The sequence below is a fragment of the Kamptonema sp. UHCC 0994 genome (assembly GCF_029167235.1).
In the GTDB taxonomy this organism is placed as follows: Bacteria; Cyanobacteriota; Cyanobacteriia; order Cyanobacteriales; family Microcoleaceae; genus Kamptonema.
The window spans coordinates 1-21322 of record NZ_JARFTR010000021.1; the positions used below are offsets into that span (position 1 = coordinate 1).

General features: G+C 41.8%; 12 protein-coding genes. 3 read left to right on the forward strand and 9 right to left on the reverse strand.

Annotated features, from left to right (window positions below; all coding sequences use genetic code 11):
- The first annotated feature begins 38 nt into the window (after nt 1-38).
- Entirely contained in the window at nt 39-1424 is a 1386-nt protein-coding gene (locus PY364_RS02205) for a hypothetical protein (RefSeq protein ID WP_275520107.1), read from the forward strand.
- Between the two features lie 254 nt (nt 1425-1678).
- Here the strand turns inward: PY364_RS02205 and PY364_RS02210 are convergent, their stop codons facing one another.
- Together PY364_RS02210 and PY364_RS02215 are read right to left on the reverse strand one after the other, a co-directional pair.
- Nucleotides 1679-2557, reverse strand: a complete 879-nt coding sequence (locus tag PY364_RS02210; RefSeq protein ID WP_275520109.1) for a shikimate dehydrogenase — start codon at nt 2555-2557, stop codon at nt 1679-1681.
- A gap of 333 nt (nt 2558-2890) precedes the next feature.
- Nucleotides 2891-4243 (reverse strand): P-loop NTPase fold protein, encoded by a 1353-nt coding sequence (locus PY364_RS02215; protein WP_275520142.1) that lies wholly within the window; start codon nt 4241-4243, stop codon nt 2891-2893.
- Between the two features lie 51 nt (nt 4244-4294).
- Between PY364_RS02215 and PY364_RS02220 the strand changes: the two genes are divergently transcribed.
- Entirely contained in the window at nt 4295-4417 is a 123-nt protein-coding gene (locus PY364_RS02220; RefSeq protein ID WP_275520112.1) for a hypothetical protein, read from the forward strand.
- A 594-nt stretch (nt 4418-5011) separates the two neighbouring features.
- Here the strand turns inward: PY364_RS02220 and PY364_RS02225 are convergent.
- Entirely contained in the window at nt 5012-7762 is a 2751-nt protein-coding gene (locus PY364_RS02225; protein WP_275520114.1) for a phycobilisome rod-core linker polypeptide, read from the reverse strand.
- Between the two features lie 380 nt (nt 7763-8142).
- Between PY364_RS02225 and PY364_RS02230 the strand changes: the two genes are divergently transcribed.
- Nucleotides 8143-9324, forward strand: coding sequence for a class I SAM-dependent methyltransferase (locus PY364_RS02230; RefSeq protein WP_275520117.1), 1182 nt, complete (start codon nt 8143-8145; stop codon nt 9322-9324).
- 112 nt (nt 9325-9436) lie between these two features.
- Here PY364_RS02230 and PY364_RS02235 read toward each other — a convergent pair whose 3' ends face one another.
- The 6 genes from PY364_RS02235 to PY364_RS02260 form a co-directional block, all read right to left on the reverse strand.
- Nucleotides 9437-11086: a glycosyltransferase family 39 protein gene (locus PY364_RS02235; protein ID WP_275520119.1), complete on the reverse strand. Its 1650-nt coding sequence runs from the start codon at nt 11084-11086 to the stop codon at nt 9437-9439.
- A gap of 26 nt (nt 11087-11112) precedes the next feature.
- Nucleotides 11113-13059, reverse strand: coding sequence for a sulfotransferase (locus tag PY364_RS02240; protein WP_275520121.1), 1947 nt, complete (start codon nt 13057-13059; stop codon nt 11113-11115).
- A gap of 215 nt (nt 13060-13274) precedes the next feature.
- A complete protein-coding gene (locus PY364_RS02245) occupies nt 13275-14507 on the reverse strand; it encodes an ABC transporter ATP-binding protein (protein ID WP_275520123.1) in 1233 nt (410 codons plus the stop codon).
- The gene (locus PY364_RS02250) at nt 14508-15308 is read right to left on the reverse strand and encodes an ABC transporter permease (protein ID WP_275520126.1); all 801 of its coding nucleotides are present in this window, start codon (nt 15306-15308) and stop codon (nt 14508-14510) included.
- A 217-nt stretch (nt 15309-15525) separates the two neighbouring features.
- A complete protein-coding gene (locus PY364_RS02255) occupies nt 15526-18177 on the reverse strand; it encodes a glycosyltransferase (RefSeq protein WP_275520128.1) in 2652 nt (883 codons plus the stop codon).
- 245 nt (nt 18178-18422) lie between these two features.
- A complete protein-coding gene (locus tag PY364_RS02260) occupies nt 18423-21059 on the reverse strand; it encodes a glycosyltransferase (RefSeq protein WP_275520130.1) in 2637 nt (878 codons plus the stop codon).
- Nucleotides 21060-21322 lie beyond the last annotated feature (263 nt).

Genomic DNA, 21322 nt, shown 5'->3' on the forward strand with positions numbered 1-21322 from the left:
AACTGTAAGATATCCTGTTGTCTTTCAACTTTATCTTTATGTGGTTAATAGCCCAAGGTATTCCCAATCTACCGGATCTCACTCATCCTAATGAGCTGATAGAATTTGGCAACCAAATTCTCAAGTTATCATTTAAGTTAGGCCTGCTATTAGGTGCGTTAGGGATTGCGATCGCACTTATGAGTTTTGCCCTTCGTAGCAAAGAACCCGATTTCACAAACTTCGTCGGCGAGTGGGTTATCCGCTACTCAGTTTTGTTACGAGGTTTGCAACATTTGATCTTAATCTTGATTCTAGTCTTCGGTGGATTTTTTCTTTCTGCTACCCTCAGCAACCGTTATCACCATTGGGAACAAGCAAGAGTAACAAAAGTTGCAGATAGCGTGGCTGGCGATCGCTTAGAACAATCTGCACCTCAAATTCGTTACGTAATCGAAGAACCCTATAGTTATGATACCCAAGTTGAGGGTAAAATAGTTAGAGTGCAAGCCACACGAAAAGTTAATCGCTTCCTGACTCTATCTGGTTCCCAAATTAATGTCAACTTAAATCAAACAACTGACCCCTCAACGGAAAGATCGATTTATCAGGCAAATTTTACTGCTGACTACCAAGTTGTCAATAAGTTGGGCGAGGCTCAAGATTTTTTCTTTGAAGTACAGCCGCCTTATGGCTACAAGTTGTTGCAAAATTTAAAAGTTGAGAGAGATGGCAATCGTTTAATACCTATAAATCCTGGTGATTATGGTTTTCCCCTGCGACTTACTGCGGGGGAAGAAACCAAATTTAAAGTTACTTATCAAGCTCAAGGTGGGCCGCGCTGGGTTTATAATGCTAATGGACAATTGCTTTCTAATTTTCGCTTGAGTGCTCTAGCAGATTTTCCGAATGCTGATTTTGCGAGCGGGATTGTTCCTACTGAAAGTAAAGTTGAGGGTAGAGGAACTCGGTTTACGTGGAAATTTGATGATAATGTTTCTGTTCTCAATCCTTTTGGGGTTTTTACCTCTGTTGGCCCGATTCGGAATACTGGGATTTTACCTCGATTGTTGTTATTAGCACCTGCACTATTTTTGTGGTGGTTGGGATTGCTTTATTTGTCTGTACCCATGAGTTTAAGAGATGTGGCGATATCTGCTGGTATTTTCTTTGCTTGTATCCTCTCTTTAACATATCTGAGCCGGGTTATAGATGCTAAACTTGCTTGGAGTGCAATTTCGCTGATTTTATTAGCAATGGTTTGGGGTTTGGGCAAGATTAATCACGCAAGATTCGCGGCGGTGATTGCAACTATTGCTGGAGGAATTTTGCCCGTCTTAGGTTTGTTAGTGCCTTATAGTGGTATCACTCTAAGTTTGGCAGCTTTGTTATCTGTTGTTTGGTTAGCTGTTCGGCATTGGTATGGTTTGTATCAGCAATCTTAAATGTTTAAGAAGAAGGAAGAAGGAAGAAGAGAAAGAAAAATTTAGTTAATAACAACCGATAGCATCAGTCTTGTCATTGCGAACGAAGTGAAGCAATCTCAATCAATCCATTGAGATTGCTTCACTTCGTTCGCAATGACACCTTATACCCTTATACAATATAAATTGTAACCAAGTATGATATTACCAATTACCAATCAGATGACCAATTAACTATTAACAGTTAACAGTTAACAGTTAACAGTTAACAATTCCTATAAACCTAAATGATGTCGCAAAGACTGGCGCATTACATCTACTGGAATCGGTTGCTTTAACCAGATTTCTAACGCTGCGGCTCCCTGTTGTACTAACATTTCTAAACCGTCAATGGCGATCGCACCTCTTTCCTGTGCTTGTTTGAGAAACAGGGTAGGATTGGGAGTATAAATCAAGTCATAGGCGATCGCACCTTCTGGCAATTTATCCATCGCACTTACATCGACAGGTGACTCATTTCCATGCGGATACATCCCGATAGGTGTCGCATTTACTAGCAAATCTGCTTTTGAGATTAGCATTGGCAGATATTCCCAGCTATGAGTCAGCAAATTTATAGCCAGCGGCGAATTTACCCAACTTTGCTGGAATTCGGTTAATTTCTGTTGGTTACGACCAACAACATGAATCTCCGCACACCCTAACTCAGCGCACCCAGCCACAACGGCTCTCGCAGCGCCCCCGCTACCTAAAATTACGGCTACTTTTTGACTCCAATCATGTTTGATGTCAGTATTTAAGGATAGCGATCGCAGTGGCGCGAGAAACCCTTGAACGTCAGTATTTGTACCACCCCAACCATTTGCAGTACGGTAGACAGTATTCACCGCACCAACTGCGATCGCTACTGGCGAAACTTCAGAAAGCAAAGGTAAAATCCCTTGTTTGTGAGGAATCGTGATGTTAAATCCCAAAAGGCCAACCGCCGCAAATCCTGAAATGGCAACGTTTAAATCTTCTGGTTTCACAGGAAAAGCCAGGTAAACGATATCCAATCCTAGATGGGAAAGAGCAGCATTGTGCATCACTGGGGACAGTGAGTGTTCAATAGGATGACCTATTACTCCTAGTAGCTTAGTTGTACCTTTAATCATTTTTTTCAGGAGGAATGTAGAAAAATAACCATTACTTCTTGCCGATCATTGTACAAGTTTTTAGAGTCTAAATTTAACAAGATTTTTTATAAAAACTTTTGTAAACCTATTGACTTATGGATCTGGTTCATCATAATATAGTAAGTATATTGTTCTAACTAAATGCTGTTAAAAGTAATTAGAGAACTTGCAGCGGACAATGTTCCGCTGCAACAGTTCAAGCCAAAAGAGTATCGGACATGATTATGGTTTGTTAGAGCGTTCGGTAAACTCTTAGCAATTAGCCATTAGCAATTAGCAATTAGCAATTAGCCATTAGCCATTAGCCAAACCCTAAACTTTAAATTCTTTCGCATCAGCCAAGATGGGGTTAATCTCAAACCAATAATCCTCCTCATAACGATATTCAAACACCCACAGACTGCGTAATAGGGTTTGGTACTTTGTTTCACCAGTCACGATTTTGATAGCCGCTACTTGCCGCAGCAATTCCCACTCATCAGCCTCAATTGCCAAAGTTAACTGATGGCGACGTTGGATAATCACATTTTCTAAAGTCCTCCGCGAGATAGGCGGCTCTTCTCTCTGAAGACAACTGTATAGCAACTGAAGCAAATTACGAACGTGACCCCCACTAACACGGCACAGTCTATCTAGAGTTTCAGGACTCTCAAAAATCTTGGGAATTAAAGCAGACCGCTGCTGAGATTCCACATTAGGAAAAGCACGAGCGAGCACCATTTGCCGTAGCAATTCGACACCTTCTTCGCATTGGCTACCATCGCGTAATTGCACCGGTACCATCGGCAATACCTTCGGGTCTACTCCAAATCGATTTGTTAACTGCAACAAATCATTAGAAAAAATTAACACCAAGGGAATTGTATAAACCACATGGCAATTCAATCTTTTTAACTGTTCCCCTCGGTCTACAAACAGATATTCTGGCTGAAGTCGTCCGCTTGGTTTTGGCGATAGATGTATGCGGTCGAGGTTATCAATAATTACAACAAGTCCTTTCTTTCCTTGTTCTTTGAGTTGCTTAGAAGCCGGCTCTAGTAACTCCTTATTCAGTGCTTCTAAAATTACATTAGTTCGCGGTTCTAAGTATTGCCTTAACTCAGAGCGAAGATTGGGAGCATCTTTAGCTTTGGCCGTAATTTTACCAATTCCTAATGCTAGAGAAAATTCGCCATCCGTGCCGGCCGTCATTTGACCAATTCCCGGCAAGTTAGCTTCTGCTTTTATATCTATCTGAGTTTGAAAAACATCTGCTACACCTTTGAGCAAATTTTTAAAACCAGTAGGTTGCAGCTTAATTTTCATCTTTTCGATGCTTTCGCTCACCTGACGAGCAACGCTCAATAAAATGTCGGTGATATCGACATCGGCCATGTCTAAATCTTTGCTAGACTCAAAGTAAACTACGTGAAATCCCTGATGTTCTAATTCTGCTTGCAATCGCAGCAATTCAGTGGATTTACCACAGCCTATATGTCCAGTAAATAGTTGGCAAGTTGCCTCATCGGGAGAGAGACGGACGATGGTTCTCTCCAATTCTTCGATAATTTTGCCACCACGTACCGAGGAGAAATCGATGTAATATTGTCGATCCTCGGCTTTTGCTATCTGGAGCGTATAGCTGGGGTTGCACGCTCTATAAAATCTCTGTAAATCTAGTTCCATTCCTGTTAACTCAGAAAAAAGATTATGCTCTGATACTTTATTCATTCAGTTATGGTACTGAACAGAAAAAATCGGGAAATTGATGCTCGGATCGCTCAGTTGATGTACAATCTTAATCTGCACCCCAAAACTCCGGTTCTTGGCACTCAGGCCTTTACTATCAACTGTTCTTAGTCACCCTTAAAGTGCTTGCTGACCGTAAATTGTTTATCACAAAATATTAGCTATAGGATGTGGGGTTATACCCCTCAAAAGCTAGCATTAGCAAAGTATGACAGAGCGAGATATTGTATCAAATCTCTTTGATTGCACATAAAATTTGTAGGGATACAGCAATGCTGTGTCTTTACCCCTACCGTGTTCAATGTTTAATTTAGAGGACTTTGATATTACTCTCAAGGTAACACTGATATCACTAAGCTGTTACGCATCTAAATTGTATTATCTGTACCCGTGACAATCCCCAACCCCTAAGATAGATGACGGAGGAGTAGCGGCAATGTTCTCGGATCGGGCGGGTGATTTGAGTGCGGATAGCCGAAATTAAAAAGTGTCGGCTTTTAGGCAGGTTTATCCCTCTCATGTACTGCTGGACATTAAAGAGGTTTAAACAATCAGGACTTACGCACAATTGTAACGCCGCCATCCTGGCGGTATTCTTACCGCCTAGAAGGCGGCGTTACGGAAATAAAAAAGGGCAGGTAATTCTACCTGCCCTTACCAATTTAAGATTCTAAATTGAATCCAATCTAAAACCTCAAATGACCTTTAGCTTCTGTCAATCAAAGCCACAGGCTCAAAACTCGGCACCACCAAATCATCATTCTGCTTAGTCAACTGGTTATAGAGCCGTTCCGTATTCGGGAAGTTAGCAGCAGGTAGTGTCGGAAAGCGGCGGTAAGGAACCGTATCCTCCCCAAACACTTCTGCATACTCCAGACCGTTCACCATTGCGCCGATAAAGCCCTTAATACCTTGGCTAGCGAGAATTTGGTTGTAAACCCGAATTTCTGCCTGATTGCGAGGAGCACGACCTAAGAAGTGCTTCGTACCTAACTCAATCACCTTCGTATTGGGATAAGGCGCGTAAAACTGCTTGATATACAGATTCGAGCAACCTAAAGCCTCAATAAACTCCTTAAGGTTGATTTCATTGTTCCCCAATTTGCTTTCCAGCGCTGTGAATTCATTCTTCACAATGTAGGGATTCAAATCGCGCTCGAAAATTTGACGGTAAGCTGCTTGAATTAAAGTATTCAAAGCCACCTTGTCAGAAACAGTGGTCAGCTTGAACACCTTAGTTTGCTCGCGTCGCTTGTTCACCCCTTGGGAAATCCGAGACTGAAGTTCAACTTCGCCTCGCGCCATCGATACAGTTCCAAGTTCCACAAAGCGCGGCGTTTCTTCAACCTCGACTTTGAGATTCTTGTCTGCAATCGAGCCAACTCTCATTGTCCGTTGAGACAAACCAGCCGGAGTCAGATAACGCTCATAAGGCACTGTATCTTCCCCGAAGGATTCGTTATACTCCAAACTGTCGATAATTGCATCAACCAGAGCATAAAAACCTTTCTTGGAACAGATATCAAAGTAAGCATTCATCTCGGAGCGACCGTAGGTAGGACGGCCCAAAAGTCTACGGTGAATATACTCGATCGCCTTACAAACATAAAGCGAAGTCCAGTACATTTTACGGAAGACATCGGATTTAGCCAACATCCGAATAAACTCCCGCATGGTGATGTCGCCATTTTCGAGCTTGATTTCAGCAACTTTTTGGCGTTGACCATCGAACACATCGCGACCGAACACCTGTAAATAAGCTGCCCGAATCACTGCTTGAGTCGAACTTTCGGTAAAGGAAACACTGATTCCTCCTGGGTTCGCCGTAGCAGTGCTCGTGCGGAAACCTTTCTTAGGAGCAATGTAACCCCCTGGAATTTGGTCGAGTTTGAACACCTTGGGCCCCAGGGTTCCGGGAGCTTTGCCCCGTGCTGCGGGGTTGCTTAATTGGTTGTCAATGCCTGCGCCTTGACGAATTAAGATGCGGCGGGTGTCCTTACCAAAAGGAGCGGGCCGATTTTTGGGGTTGCGAGTTTCTTTGGGGAAAATCGCGCCGAACTGAATTTCTAGCGGGTCATTGCCTACGCCGTAAACGTGCTGGTCGCGCAGCGGTTGGTTGTAGTCCGCAAACAGGGTGATGAATTGCGGAACTTTGCGGAATGGTGCGCTGTAGTTGAACAGGTCAATCTGGGGCCCCCAGTTGCGACATTCCTGCGCTTCTTGACCCAAACCTCTGAGGTAAGGGACGGTTTCTTCGCCGAAGTAGTCGGAGTATTCTTGGGAGTCTACCATCGCGTCTACTAGGGCTCGCAAGCCACCTTTGGTAACGATCGCAAAGTATTTGCTGAATTCTTCGCGGGAACTCAGACCCCGACCGAGGAAGTGGCGAGCGGCTAGTTCTACAGCGCGGGAATTGACAAAGCGATCGTAGAATTGCTTGCGGTACAGCGGAGAATTACCGATGCGGCGAATAAACTCTTTCATCGAGATTTCGCCGTTTTTGACCTTGGATTCGAGGTCAGAAACGCTTTGGCTGTAAGCACGGGTGATGTCGCGCTCGAACACTTGGCGGTAAGCTGCTCTGACTATTTCTTGCTTTTCTGAGCTCGAAAGGCCCGTCTTCATTACAAATTTCTGCCGCCGCTCGGCTGCAATGAAGTAAATTTGGGGCAGTTCCAGACCTTGCTGGTCATTGCTCTCGCGCTGACGCACTTTGTTAGAAGGCGTGGGGGCTTTAAATTCGGTGATGGCTACGTCGAAGTATTGTCCAACGATCGCGATCGCTTCCTGATCCTTGCTGAAATACCCCAAGGCTGCTGCCTTCATTTCTTGCATTGCCACAATCGTGGCCGCCGTTGAGCAGGCATTTTCGATAATTTCCCGCAGTCCCCGCACGTTGACCGCAATGATATTGGGGTCGCCAGCAACGATCGCGTAGGTGATGTACCGCAAGAACCACGATAAATCCCGCAGGGATTTTGTCATGTTGCCGGGGCCGTAGCGCGATACATTGATCGGCTGGAATCCTGATGGAATTGGGCCGCTGCCACCACCGGCAAATATCGAACCCAACCCCCCGAACAATCCGTTGCCACCACCGCTTTCGACATAGGTGACATTTCCCAACTTCATGCCTTCGCCGACACTTTTACTGCCTGCACCGACTCCCGCCAGTTCTTTTACCTGTTCTGCCGGCTTCTCCAAGAATGCCAAGGGGGAACCCCCCACAAAAATCCGGTTTGCCGCACGGGACACTATCAATTCGGAGTTTTTCGTCAGCGCCTCGGAGATCGCTATGCGCTTTGCACCAGAACTAAAATAGCTTTGTAGTTCCTTCAGTTCTCCCAGTCCTAGAAATCGGTCTTGCTGTTCTGCTTGCGAAATCGTTGCGACTGGTACAGTTTGATATAGTTGCGGACGCGCAACTGAGCTTCCACCGCTTGCCTTAACAGTCATTTGATGTAGTTCGCTCCATTAGAGAGTGGTTACAGTTTTTACCCAGACTAATTTTCTGGTTCAAGAAGGTTGAAGGTCAAAGTAGGTATTTTTGCCTTTTACTTTTTTCTGTCCCCTTGCTTGAGGTTTTAGCCTAATCACTTATTTCTCAGATTAAAATGTTTCGGGATCATCTCCCTCATTTCTTAAAAAAGCCTGTCGAAACTTATTTTATAGATTTAACAGGGCATATCTGAGAAATAATGATAAGTTTTATTAACGGTTAACGGTTAACTGTTAACGGTTAACTGTTAACTGGGACTTCTCCCGCGCTCCCGCGCTCCCCTGCTCCCCTGCTCCCTTGCTCCCCCGCTCCCCCACTCCACATTCTCTAATGCTTTATGGAAACAACACCTGAGATCAGTGCTGCCGTTGGGCGGCTTTACGATACTTACCCATTCCCACCAGAACCTTTTCTAGACGAACCGCCGCCTGGGTATAATTGGCGCTGGTTTTGGCCTGCTGCTTACAGCTTTTGTACGGGTCAGAAACCCGAAAGACAAGACATTCGTATTTTAGATGCTGGGTGTGGCAGTGGTGTCAGTACAGAATATTTAGTTCATCTCAACCCTGAAGCGTCTGTAGTGGGAATTGACCTCAGCAGCGGTACTTTGGAGGTAGCAAAAGAGCGCTGTCGTCGCTCTGGTGCGGAACGAGTAGCCTTTCATCACCTTAGCCTCTACGATGCTGGACAGTTAGAGGGTGAGTTTGACCTGATTAATTGCGTGGGAGTGCTTCACCACTTACCAGATCCGATCCGGGGCATTCAAGCTTTGGCTCCTAAGTTAAGAAATGGTGGCCTAATGCACATTTTTGTCTATTCGGAGTTGGGGCGCTGGGAAATTCAATTGATGCAAAAGGCGATCGCTATGCTTCAAGGCGATCGACGCGGAGATTACCGCGATGGTGTCAAGCTCGGTCGTCAATTGTTTGCATCTTTACCAGAAAATAACCGTCTTGTCAAGTATGAAAAGCAACGTTGGGCGATGGAAAATCAGCGGGATGAGTGCTTTGCTGATATGTACGTCCACCCCCAAGAGATTGACTACAATATCGAGACGCTGTTTGACTTGATTGATGCCTCTGGGTTAGACTTTCTGGGTTTCTCGAATAGGGGGTACTGGCAGTTAGAACGGCTGTTAGGGAAAGAACCAGGGTTGCTGGAGAGGGCGCAAGATTTGACAGAACGCGAACGTTATCGGCTAATTGAGCTATTAGACCCGGAATTGAGCCATTATGAGTTTTTCTTAGGGCGATCGCCCTTACCGAAGGCTGATTGGTCTGACGATGGTATTTTACTAGCCGCGATTCCCGAACGGAGTGCCTGTATGTTCGGCTGGCCGAGTGATAAAGTTTTGGATTATAACTATGAAATGGTCGATTTGTCAACAGTAGAATTTGAATTTTTGCAAGCTTGCGAGGGAACCCGAAGCGTAGGGGAAATTTTGGCTGATGTGGATTTAGAAGTGGAGGGAGTGCGATCGCTTGTATCAAAACAGTTAATTTGGCTGACTCCCAGGTAAGGAAATGGGAGAGCTGTTTTATTGTACTTAAAAAAATTCTTTGAGCTCTCCCTTAATCTCTCTCCGCTGAATGCGATGTTGACTAATCCCTGGCATTTGTTGTAAGATTGATTCAATAATATTCATAAGGCAATCTCTTTTCAATTGTCAATGTAGAGCAGAAATTGTGATTGTGTAATAATTTTAATTTGTACTGCTGTTTAAGTTGTTGTACCATTTCCTCCTCACAAGTTACCACCACTTCCTGCGGGCTAAATTTATGATTTTTATTTTGTTGACTATAATGAACTACGTAGGATATTGAATAGGATTTTGTGAGATTTGCTAATTTTGAGTAAAAGATGAGGTGAGCATTATATTTACTGCTGATTGCTGTAAATTTTTTTAGTTGGGGCAACTCCTTAAAAATTTCTTGAAAGTAATCTCGATACATAATACGATTTGGATGACTATTTTTATCAAACCTGAGAAATTCCTGCTGATAAACTAAGTTGTATGTAGTATGAAAATAAGGGATAGAAAAAATAGATATTATAGTTAAAGCCACGATTAACTGACGCTTCCAACCTTGAAGAGAAAAATAATTGCTAAGCTGAGAGAAAATTTCCGATCCGCCGATACCAATAACAAGAGCAGCTATCGGATAAAAAGGGTTATCATACCAAAGCAGCTTTGTTTTCGCACAAGAAACTATCAGTAAATAACAAGTTAAGTAGAAACAACCAAAAATTCCTAGATTTTTGAGATTTTTTTTCTGACTAAATATACTTGCCAATAAACCCACAGGTAAGAAATAAATCCAAGGGATAAATCTATAGTTAATTAAGTTTTTGATATAAAATAAAAATGGATGAGTGTTATTTTCTTTGGTTTCCAAGTATCTGCCACCGACTTCATTATTCAGGACAGAACTAATATATCCTGGATTATAATATTCCCTCAAAAAATAGTAGCCAAAGATTGCTCCGATAAAAATCAACAGTGAAATATAAAATCGTGAAGAAAATAGCAATTTTCCAAATTTCTTTTGATAGGCAGTATATAGAATTATCCCTGGCAAAGGCAGTATCCCCGCTATGCCTTTGGTCAAAACTGCTAAAATTATTGCCACTGTAGCGATTGACCAATAAAAATTTTGCTGTTTCGGTTCATCTGAGTGCAAATAAATAAAGTATGATAGGGAATAAATAGTAATCCAAAGTACCAGTAGCGCATCATAATCCCCGGTTCTTCCTGTGTGATAACCAATAAAACCATGACTGGTAATTAATACCAAACCACCGATTAAAGCTACTTTAATATCTTGCAAATATTTACTAGCAAAGATAAAAATTATAATGGCTGTCATCATCGCGCATAATGCTGATGGCAACCTCAGCGCAAATTCATTATATCCAAAAATTTTCATAGACAGGACTATCAGCCAAATTAACAGCGGTGGTTTAGTCCCCCACATATCGGGATTTCCTTCAAAATAGGTAACTATGAAGTTGCCATTCATCGCCATTTCTAAGGCATTTACCGCTCTCCGAGATTCATCCCACATTTGAATGGGAGCGACACCTAAATTGAGCAAAAATACCAAACAAATGGCAATTATAAATAATAATAAACTAATGAGAAAACGATGTTTTGCCAGTTTTTCGATCGTGCTTAACAGAAAATTGTAACGGGTTGAGATATTATTTGGGTTGAGTCTTAAAAGTGCAACTAATAAAAAAATATAAACAAATATCACAATTGATAATAGAATTAATTTCATGTTTTTATTTTTTAGTTAATAGATGGTTAGCGATTAGTAAATTGACTGATAAATTGCTTTTTTATCCTTCGTAATTGATCGATAAAATTGCCAACTAAATCCTGCCAACCATCAATCGGCATCATATCAATCCGTCCTAAGGCCAATAGACTATCATTTAAGTCATTTATCCCTGATAAATATGATAAACCATAAGTGTAACCGCAGGCTCTAATTAAATCCTGAACAATGGGATCAAAATCTCCGTAGGGATAGGCAAAAGCTTTGACTGGGATTCCTAATCTCTGTTCGAGAATAAATTGGGATCGCAAGGCTTCCTGTACTATTTCTCTAGGTGAAAGCAAACTCAAAGGCTGATAGGTTGTACCCAAAGAACCAAAGTCAACTCCTTCATCTCTCAGTTGACAAATTTCTGACCATCCTAACAGTGGAACTTCTGGGCTGTCAGCGCTTTCCCAGATATTTGTAGTGCCAATTCTTGCCGCTACTAAAAACACTGTCGCTTTAAAACCGTAACGTTTTAACAAAGGCCAAGCATAGTTAAAAAAGTTGAGATAGCCACCATCAAAAGTAATTAATATCGGTTTTCCCGGTAGCCGGGAACAATTTTTTTTAGCTTTTTCCCAATCTTCCCAAGTAGCAGAATAAAAGTTATGGTCGGATAAATACTGCAACTGTTTCTCAAAATTATCAGGAGTAATATTGTAGCCAACTGTTGCCCCTTCTAATTGTGGGGAAATATGGCGATACCTTAAAATTGGCATTTGTGCAGTTTCCTGCGCCGTTAAACTGCTATTAGTAGTATTTGTTTTGGTTGGAATAAATTGAGATGATTTCCGATCAGATTTTCTGTTGATTACAGGTTCCAACTGACTTTTTAAATTAATCTGTAACAGTTTAAAACTGCCAGGAAAATTAGTAAAAGGAAAACTATTTAGTAATTTTTGCAAACTGTTAGATTTAATTTTCTGGACTTGAGGTAAATCAGATGGAACGGGGTTAGTTAAAGCTAGGGATTTTGGCAATAGTGGTTCTGGTGCATCAATAACTTGTGCCGATTTATTTTCAATGGAATTAGTCAATTTGGGTAATTCTGTAGCTTTCCAGGTTTGGATTAATTCTAATGACGAAGGTGTAAAATTTTCAATAATTTTCTCAGTTATTTCTCCCCCTTCTTTATGGGAAATTTCATCTTTTAGCGGTCTAACTTTATTGAGAATATATTGAATTTCTTTTTGCTTAAAAATACTGTAATATTTATGATTAATACTCTTTTCAATATTTCTTTCTATTCCTTGATGCCAAACCGCACCTAAACTCATTTTCTGAGAGGTTTCTTTGTACTGACTTAGCATTAAATCATTAAATTCAATGCCAATAAAGTTGCAAATATTTAATGCAGCTATTCTCGGATCTTCTACAAGTTCATCGTACTTTACTAAAATATGATTCTTTTTACCAACAGATGAATAATTAATCGATCTTGCTTCTTGCCAGCGCGTTATACAATAATCCAACTCCCATTTTCCACCCCAATCATCGGGAGCCTTTCTACTAGCTTCAAACATTGATGTAATGACATCCATCCCATTTCTTAAAATATGTATAAATAAAGCATCTGGCAATAATTTTTCTAGGTATTCGATGAAGTATATATGCTCTGGTGTTTTTTCTATCCAAACAGATTTTTCTTGTTCAAATGCCAAAGTATCCAACACTTTTATAAAGCAATTAGCTTTTTCCAATTCCGACTGTTCGACTTGAAAATAACTTAAAAATTTGGGCTCGTTAATTTCCTTATTAAAAAATATCTTTAACCTCTCTTCAACCGAAGTAGGCGGTTCAAACTTCGGCAATAAATAGTAAAAAAACTTCGTTTCTGGAAAAGATATTATCGACGGATGGGCCGCCAACAAACTTTGTAAAATAGTAGTTCCCGATCGAGGCGCACCAACTAAAAAGATCCGTTTCATAAGCAGAAGGAAGAAGGAAGAAGGAAGAGGGAAGAAGGAAGAGGGAAGAAGGAAGAGGGAAGAAGGAAGAAGGAAGAAGGAAGAAGGAAGAAGGAAGAAGGAAGAAGGAAGAAGAGACTTTTTGCAAAAGTCTATAAACCTCTTTTAGTCCGCGTCGGCGGACTTAGTTTGTGTAGCCGCGATTTCAATCGCCAGGATATTTTTGCTTTTTATTATTACCGATCGCCGCCAATTTCCCAATGACAAGGCGGCCAAAGAATAGTTCGATAGTCGATCGCCGCATGGACGATCAGCGGATAAACTTGCCAGTGAAAATCATAAGGATAACTCCACTTTTCTTTATATACTCCCACATTTACAAAATACTCACCACCGCTAAGATCCAAGCGATCGATCCACAGCTTAATTTTCCCCCTACCTTGAATTTGAGGGATAATCACCTGCATTTTTTCAGTATTAACATCAAAACAGATTTTACCATCTTCTCGACTAATATTAACAGTAAAAATTGGAGATGCTATTGGTTCTCGACAGAGATACTCAATTTCCACATCCAGGCGATCGCCACTCCGAATTTCTGCAACAGGTAACAATCTTACACTGGTAATTTCTACTTCCCCTGTACCAACTCTATTCTCACTACTTTCCATTGGAGAAAATACTTGAGCTATTTGGGGAGATTGTGTCAGACTGAGTTGCTGGGTATCTACTCCCATATCCGCTGCATACTGCGCTGCTACCATTTTTGGCTCACCATACATTAATATTTTACCTTCCTTTAGCCAGATAGCATCATCGCAAAGTTCCTCAATTTGTCTGGGATTTTGAGAAACTAACATAATTGCACAACCAGAAGATTTGATCTCAGCCATGCGTTGCAAACATTTCGCCTGAAAAGATACATCTCCTACGGAAATAAATTCATCAATTAGTAACACTTTGGGATCGGTATGTACGGCGACTGAAAAACCTAAACGCATTTGCATCCCAGTGCTATAAGTTCGCATGGGACTGTCTATAAATTGACCCATTTCTGCAAATTCAACAATATCATCAAAGCGCCGCGCTACTTCTTGACGAGTTAAACCCGCTACTACTCCACCCACAAATACATTTTCTCGCCCCGTTAAATCTCGATGAAAACCAGCGCCTAAATCCAATAAACCCCCAATTCTAGGGTGAACAATAATGTTACCTTCGTCTGGCTTACCAATGCCTCCTACCAGTAACAAAAGAGTCGATTTCCCGGCTCCATTGCGACCAATAACTCCTAACATTTTTCCCGGAGGGACATTGAAAGTAACATCTCGTAGGGCCCAGAAACGCATTTCTGGCTTCAACCGTCGCATTCCTGTGAGGGCGGCCTCCATAATTGTTTTGGGTCTTTTAGCACTGAATTTACTAAAGCGTTTACCCAGTCCTTCGACAATAATTCCAGTATTTTTCAATTATATTTCCTCCACAAAACGATCGCTTGCTGTGTCAAAAATCCTATGACCAATCAGTATAAGTCCACCACTAATTAATGCAATGATCCCCAAGGCGGCTAAATTTGGTTGTGTCCCATAAATCAGTACGGCTCGATAGGATTGGACGATAGAAACCATTGGGTTGAGGTAGTAAAAAAAGGCAATTTTGGGTGGCAGAGAATTTACTTGATAGAAAATTGGTGTGAGGTACAAAAGCATTTGTAATAACACGCCAAGGGTATGTTGTGTGTCATGGAAGGTGACGTTAAAAGCCGCTAGAGGATAAGCAATGCCTACCGTCAGAGCAAACTGGAGTAACATCAAGATAGGGAGAAATAAAACTACTGGTTTAAAGTGTACACCATCAATTAACAGAAATAAAGTTAACACTGGTAAGGCTAGTAAAAAATGAATCATGCCAGTCATTACTGTTACTACTGGTAATATAGCTGACGGAAATTTTGGCAATCTGATTAAGGCGCGGTTCTGAAGAATTAAACCTGTGGCTTGGAAGAGTGAGGTAGAAAACCAGTTCCAAACCAGTAACCCAATAAAAACATAAGATGAATATTGGGGGACGTTCATCGGGATGACGATGTTAAAGACAAAGGTAAAAACCGCCAACTGTAACAGGGGGGCGATTAGTGTCCAGGCAATTCCCAAAACTGACCGCTTATAGAGTAACTTCATATCGCGAGATACGAGTTGTCTTAGCAAGTCGTAAATATATTGCGGTCGCCATTTAAGTTGAGCTATTTGGGCGTTGATCTTAGTTACCATTTCTGTTAGTTGTTAGTTGTATTATGCCAAACCTGCTACTATTACCTATTTTTAGTAGGACTTACGCAAAACTATCCGTAACGCCGCCTTCTAGGCGGTTATTTAACCGCCAGGATGGCGGCGTTACGTAATCGTGCGTAAGTCCTGTTTAGGTAAACACAAAGACACAAAGACAAAGACACAAAGAAAGAAGGGAAGGTATTATGGTGGTTGGCTGTTATTTTAATTCACTTGAGGTAGTAGTGCGTTGTTCTACTGGAATATAAGGAGAGCTAAAACCTTCGCGATTGACACGCAAACGAGACTGCCATAAAGACCAGGGCGCAGCTAGATAGCCGATTATTTCTTTTAATATTATCAGGATTGGATCGTCAGTCCAGCCTAATATCCGCTTAATAATTCGCCCAGCGTACCACTTAGGCATTTCCAACAGAATACCGAATATTGCCCGCAGGTCGCCGTCGTTAATCAAAGTTGTCAGGTGATAGGATACTCCTCCTTTACTGTAATTGTGTAATTGGCGACCCAGATCGGCGATGTCGCGGCGGTGGGTGTGCCAAACAAAGGCTGACGGTTCATAGACTATGGTATGACCGGCTTTCATAATTTTGTAGAAAAGATAAGTATCCTCTCCTACCCCAGAAGGCATACCGGGGCCGAGGGCTTCGTCCATCAGGCCAATTTCGGGGTAACAGAAAATATTAGCGCGGAAGGCGGAGTTCGCTGTGCCACCAAATAGCCACGTTGGGACTGAGTGTAACCGGAAACTGTCAAACCATTCTCTGTTGCCTTCAAACTGTTTGTAACCACGCGATAAACCGCCGCCACCGTAGCCTTCAAATAGGCGTTGCGATCGCGCTGTCAATTCTGCGGGTAAAACGTTACCAGTGACGGCCATAACTTCGGGACGGGCAAAGGGGGCGATCAGTTTTTCTAGCCAGTCGGGGGGGATAATTGTATCGTCGTCAGTTGTCACCACAATGTCACCGGTACTAACAACTATGCCAGCATTCCGAGCGTAGGATGCTCCCGATCGCTCCTCTTTAATAAATTCCACATCGGGAAATTCTACAAGTACACGGGAGGCGCTGCGGGTTTCGGGTCGATTGTCAACGACAATGATTTCTACAGGTCTAATTTGTCGGGATGTTTGAGCCATTAAGGAAAGCAGGCATTTTCGCAAGTCTTCGGGGCGATCGCAAGTGCCAACTACAACGGATACTGAGATATTGGCTGGTAAACCTTCTGTTTCTATCCCTTCTTCCTTTTTCCTTTTTCCTTCATATTGCTGTATGAGAGCAGCTATGGCATCGGCTTTGAGAAAGTCTATGTTAGCGTCAGCATCGGGTTCTAACAATGTCAAACCAAATTTTTCCACCAGTGCAGCCTGTAGTCTGGAAATACTAATTGATTGGTAATAATTAGCGATATCAATGTAACCGATCGCTGAACCATTACGAGTTACAAAAATACGGGTGTTGGCGTAGTCTGTGGCATCTGCGATCGCTTCTATTTGTTGATTTAATTCAAGTACGCGCACAGCACGGCTGCCCTTTGGCTTCCTAGTTGGCTGTGGATCGGCTTTTTCTGGGGTTTTAATCAATGAGAAGCCTTTCTCAACCAAAATTTCAGCAGTTTTTTCCCTCGCTTTTAGATAGTTAATTGGACTAATGAGCCAATCTTCTATTTCTGCAAGGACTAAATCAACCGATGAAGGATTTGCTTTAAATAGAGAGCGTAAAAAATTGACTAGATGCGCCACTGTTTTTACTAATCCCATGCGGAAAATCGGTAGTCTTTCGTCAGGATAATTGATGGCGCTACACAAAAGGGCGGAGCAAATACCAGCGTTATTTTTGCTGTGCGCTCGCATTTCATTGTAACTACGACACTCCTGATGGCGGACTAATGCACTCGGTTCATAGACTAAACTATGTCCTTCTTTAATGAGGCGTAAAAACATTTCTAAATCGCCGTTACCTTGGACATCAGCATCGGCATCTAGGGCAGGATTAAAATAACCAATCTCTGTAAAAATTGAGCGGCGGAAAGCCATGTTAAACCCCGTGCCAAACATCTCAGGAGAACACAAAAACGCAGGAGGCATTTTACCCTCTGGTGCGATTTGATAGTGCTTAGTCTCAAAACCCCGACTTAATCCGCCGTTTTTTTCAAATAGGATTTGTGACTCAGTTTCAAGTTCTGCGGGTGTTACTAAACCAGTTACGGCCATCACATTTGCATCTTCAGCAAACACCTTAACTAAGGCTTTAACCCACTCAGAATCAACTAATACACCGCTATTGGTGTAAGCAATGATGTCGCCTTTTGCCTCTAAAATAGCTCGGTTTCTTGCCCAGTCTATCCCCGGACATAGTTCTCTGATATAGCGTAGATGAGGGTATTGAGTTGTTACCACAATTTCGGCCTTACCATCGGGAGTATTATCAACTACTAGAATGTCGAGGTACGGATAGTCGAGATGCTTTAGGGAATTGAGAGTTATGGTGAGATCGGAGATGCGATCGCTAAAACAAATTGCCACACTCACCAAAGGTAAAGACCCTTTATACTCTGGTGGCGATAATGTTAATAAATCCTCAAATCGCCATCCTGATGATTTTGTTGCAGGTGTCGCTAAACCATTGTGCAATAACTGACTAATAATTTGATTGTTGTGCTGTTCCAGAATAATTTGACTCAAGGTTTGATCCGTCACTTTTCCCGCTTTTACAGGAACTTTGACATATCCAATGGGAGTGCCAAAAAGACGCACTAGGCCTTGTAATTCGTCATAGTTTTCTAAACCTTCAATAGTAGCGATTCCCTGGCTTAATTCAATATCTGTGACCTTTATTTTATTTAACATTTTATTTATTCTCCATAATTTGTTAACTGTTATTTGTCAACTGTTATTTGTTAACTGTTATTTGTCAACTGTTATTTGTTAACTGTTATTTGTCAACTGTTATTTGTTAACTGTTATTTGTCAACTGTCAACTGTCAACTGTTAACTGTCAACTGTCAACTGTCAACTGTTAACTGTCAAAAGGCGTAGTCGGTTTTGGGATTAATAAATTTCATGGTAATGTAGAAAGTAGGAGGAAAATGCAATTAATGTACCGATCGCTCTGACACAGGAATATAAGGTTCACTATAACCTTCTTGCTGGACACGCAGGCGAGATTGCCACAGCGACCAAGGCCCAGGTAGATGGCTTAATGCTTCATGTAGCACTAGGTTTATAGGATAATCAGTTTGACCTTTCAATCGGGATTTAATGCGCGAGGCGTGCCATAAAGGAACATCAATTCCTAATAGTATTAGCGATCGCAAGTCGCCGTCTTTTAGCAAAGTTGTCAGTTGATAAGCCACAATTCCTTTACTATAATTGTGCAATTGACGGCGCAAAGCAGGTAAATCCCGGCGGTGTCTATGCCAAATAAAGGCTTGCGGTTCGTAGGCTACTGTATAGCCAGCTTTCATAATTTTATAGAACAAATAGGTATCTTCTCCCACACCAGAGGGCATTCCCGCACCTAAAGCTTCATCCATCAAACCAATTTCAGGATAGCTGAAAATACTAGATCGAAAGGCCGCATTAGCCGTCGCCCCCAATTTCCACGCGGGAACAGCATAACGCCAAGACTTTCTAAACCAATCCCCCGTACCCTCAAAAGGTTTAAAACCACGTCCTAAACCACCGTCACCGTATTGTTCAAATAACCACTGGCTTTCTGTTTCTAATTCTACAGGTAAAACGTTGCTAGTAACTGCCATTACATCTGGTCTATTAAAGGGAACTAATAGTTTTTCTAACCAACCAGAGGGAAGTCCTACATCGTCATCGGTTGTTACTACAATATCTCCAGTGCTCGCGGCAATGCCAGTATTCCGCGCATAGGCGAGTCCTTGGCGGGGTTCTGTAATTAAGATAACGTTCTTAAATTTGGCAACTATTGGGGGTGTTAATCCTGAATCTGGATTGTTGTCAACGATGATGATTTCTACTTTTCGGGGGGACTTTTGGGCGGTTAATTGAGTGAGGCAATTATGCAAGTCATCTGGCCGGGAGTAAGTTGCTACAATTACGGATACGGAAACATTTATTGGTAAACTTAGAGGAGTTTGGAATTGTGTTTTTTCTGCTGGTTTGTAGTAGCGTCTCAAATAGGCGATCGCTTCTGCTGCGCGAAATTCGTCGCTGATATTGCGCGTTGGATTGAGCAATTTGAGCCCAAATTTTTCACTTAATAGTTGCCGCAAATGAGTTGCGCTAATTGGTTGGTAATTGTTGGGGATGTCAAAGTGTGCGATCGCCGATCCCTTCCAGGTGACAAATAGCCTCACTGAGCTATAATCTGTCACATCAGTGAGGGGATTTGTCACAGCTTCTGTCAGTTCTAAGGTTTGGACTGCGGTTCCTCCTGGATATTGAGGTTTCTGAGGCAATGCTGCATTTTCTGGCAGTTCTAGGGAAGGTAAAGAGCCGAAATTGGCTTCAATATCAGAGGCAATTTTGCTGGCTTTTTGATAAGTTGTGAAACCGATCGCGGAACCCCGAAGTTCAGCTAGTACCAAATCACGTGGCCATTTACTTGCATTCATTAATGACACAAATAAATTGCGTAAATGCCACCAAATTACTAGCCATAACGTTACCCGCAATAAAGATAAACGTTCGTTTGGATATGCAATAGCTTCACGCACAAAGCAAGCAAATAGAGCTCCATTATTTTTAACTTGTAATTTCAATTTTTCATATTCCCGTCTATGGCAGTGTCTAACTAAGGCACTGGGTTCATAAACTAGCAGATGTCCTTCTTTCACAGTGCGGAAAAATATTTCTAAATCCCCACCACCGTTAGTTACAGTCCCAACATCTAAGGCCGGATCGAAGTAACCAATTTGGGCAAACAACGATCGCCGAAATGCCATATTTGCGCCTGTACCGGCTATCCAAGGAGTTGATATAAACGACCAGGGTAACTTTTTATCGGGACTAATTTGATATCTTTTTGTCTCGAAACCTCTGCCAAAACCGCCGTTTTCCTCAAATAGAACTTGGGCTTCAGTTTCCAATTCGTAAGGAACAACTAAACCTGTTACTGCCATTACTTTTGGCTCTTCAGCAAAGACTTTAGCTAGGGCTTTTACCCAACCTAAATCTACAATTACATCATCATCAGTATAAGCAATAATGTCACCTTTTGCTTCAATAATTGCCCGGTTTCTTGCCCAGTCTAATCCCGGTCGTGGTTCTTTAACATAGCGAATTTGGGGATATTTAGTTTTAGTTAGTTTCTCGGTATCGTCTGATGCGGGGGCGTTATCTATGACTAATAAATCGAGGTGGGGATAGTCAAGATTAACTAAACTATTGAGACATAATTCTAAGTCATCAGTCCTATCTCTTGTACAAACTGCTACTGTAACTAAAGGCCAATCTCCCGTCCACTTGAGAGGAGGTAAATCTAATAAATCCTCAAATTTCCATCCTGTCGGTGGTGGTGTCTTGAAGAGTCCTTTCTCTAAAAGATGAATAATAATTTTTTGATGGTGCTGTTCTAGGATAAGTTTGCTGAGAGTTTTGGCACTAATTTTTCCTGCTGTTACCGGAGCACTGATATACCCAATTGGTCTACCATGTAGGCGTACCAATGCTTGCAATCCCATAAACCCGTCCAAATTTTCAATAGTAACGAGGGGACTGCTCAACTCAATGTCTATTACCTTGATTGGATAAAGCACCTAGCGGATACTCCTAGGATAGAGGCTTGTAAGTTGATTATATAGCAGATTACAAGGAGATAAAGATTAATAACAGGTTAAAAGTTTAAGAAATTGTTAATTAAATAAAAACAGTGCAAACCACTCGAAACAGATTTAAAATAAAGTTAAAGATAATTGTCATGGAACGTCTATTTTGGCTATAATACCTAGACGAAGCTATCCCCTATTTCAGCAATATTAAGGAGAATTTGTGAAAATAAAGCACATCGAAGTGCTTCGGT

Coding starts and splice junctions, on each gene's coding strand:
- PY364_RS02250 (WP_275520126.1), bottom strand. CDS start 15,308: ATGGTAACTAAGATCAACGCCCAAATAGCTCAACTTAAATGGCGACCG.
- PY364_RS02235 (WP_275520119.1), bottom strand. CDS start 11,086: ATGAAATTAATTCTATTATCAATTGTGATATTTGTTTATATTTTTTTA.
- PY364_RS02230 (WP_275520117.1), top strand. CDS start 8,143: ATGGAAACAACACCTGAGATCAGTGCTGCCGTTGGGCGGCTTTACGAT.
- PY364_RS02240 (WP_275520121.1), bottom strand. CDS start 13,059: ATGAAACGGATCTTTTTAGTTGGTGCGCCTCGATCGGGAACTACTATT.
- PY364_RS02255 (WP_275520128.1), bottom strand. CDS start 18,177: ATGTTAAATAAAATAAAGGTCACAGATATTGAATTAAGCCAGGGAATC.
- PY364_RS02215 (WP_275520142.1), bottom strand. CDS start 4,243: ATGGAACTAGATTTACAGAGATTTTATAGAGCGTGCAACCCCAGCTAT.
- PY364_RS02220 (WP_275520112.1), top strand. CDS start 4,295: ATGGTACTGAACAGAAAAAATCGGGAAATTGATGCTCGGATCGCTCAG.
- PY364_RS02205 (WP_275520107.1), top strand. CDS start 39: ATGTGGTTAATAGCCCAAGGTATTCCCAATCTACCGGATCTCACTCAT.
- PY364_RS02210 (WP_275520109.1), bottom strand. CDS start 2,557: ATGATTAAAGGTACAACTAAGCTACTAGGAGTAATAGGTCATCCTATT.
- PY364_RS02225 (WP_275520114.1), bottom strand. CDS start 7,762: ATGACTGTTAAGGCAAGCGGTGGAAGCTCAGTTGCGCGTCCGCAACTA.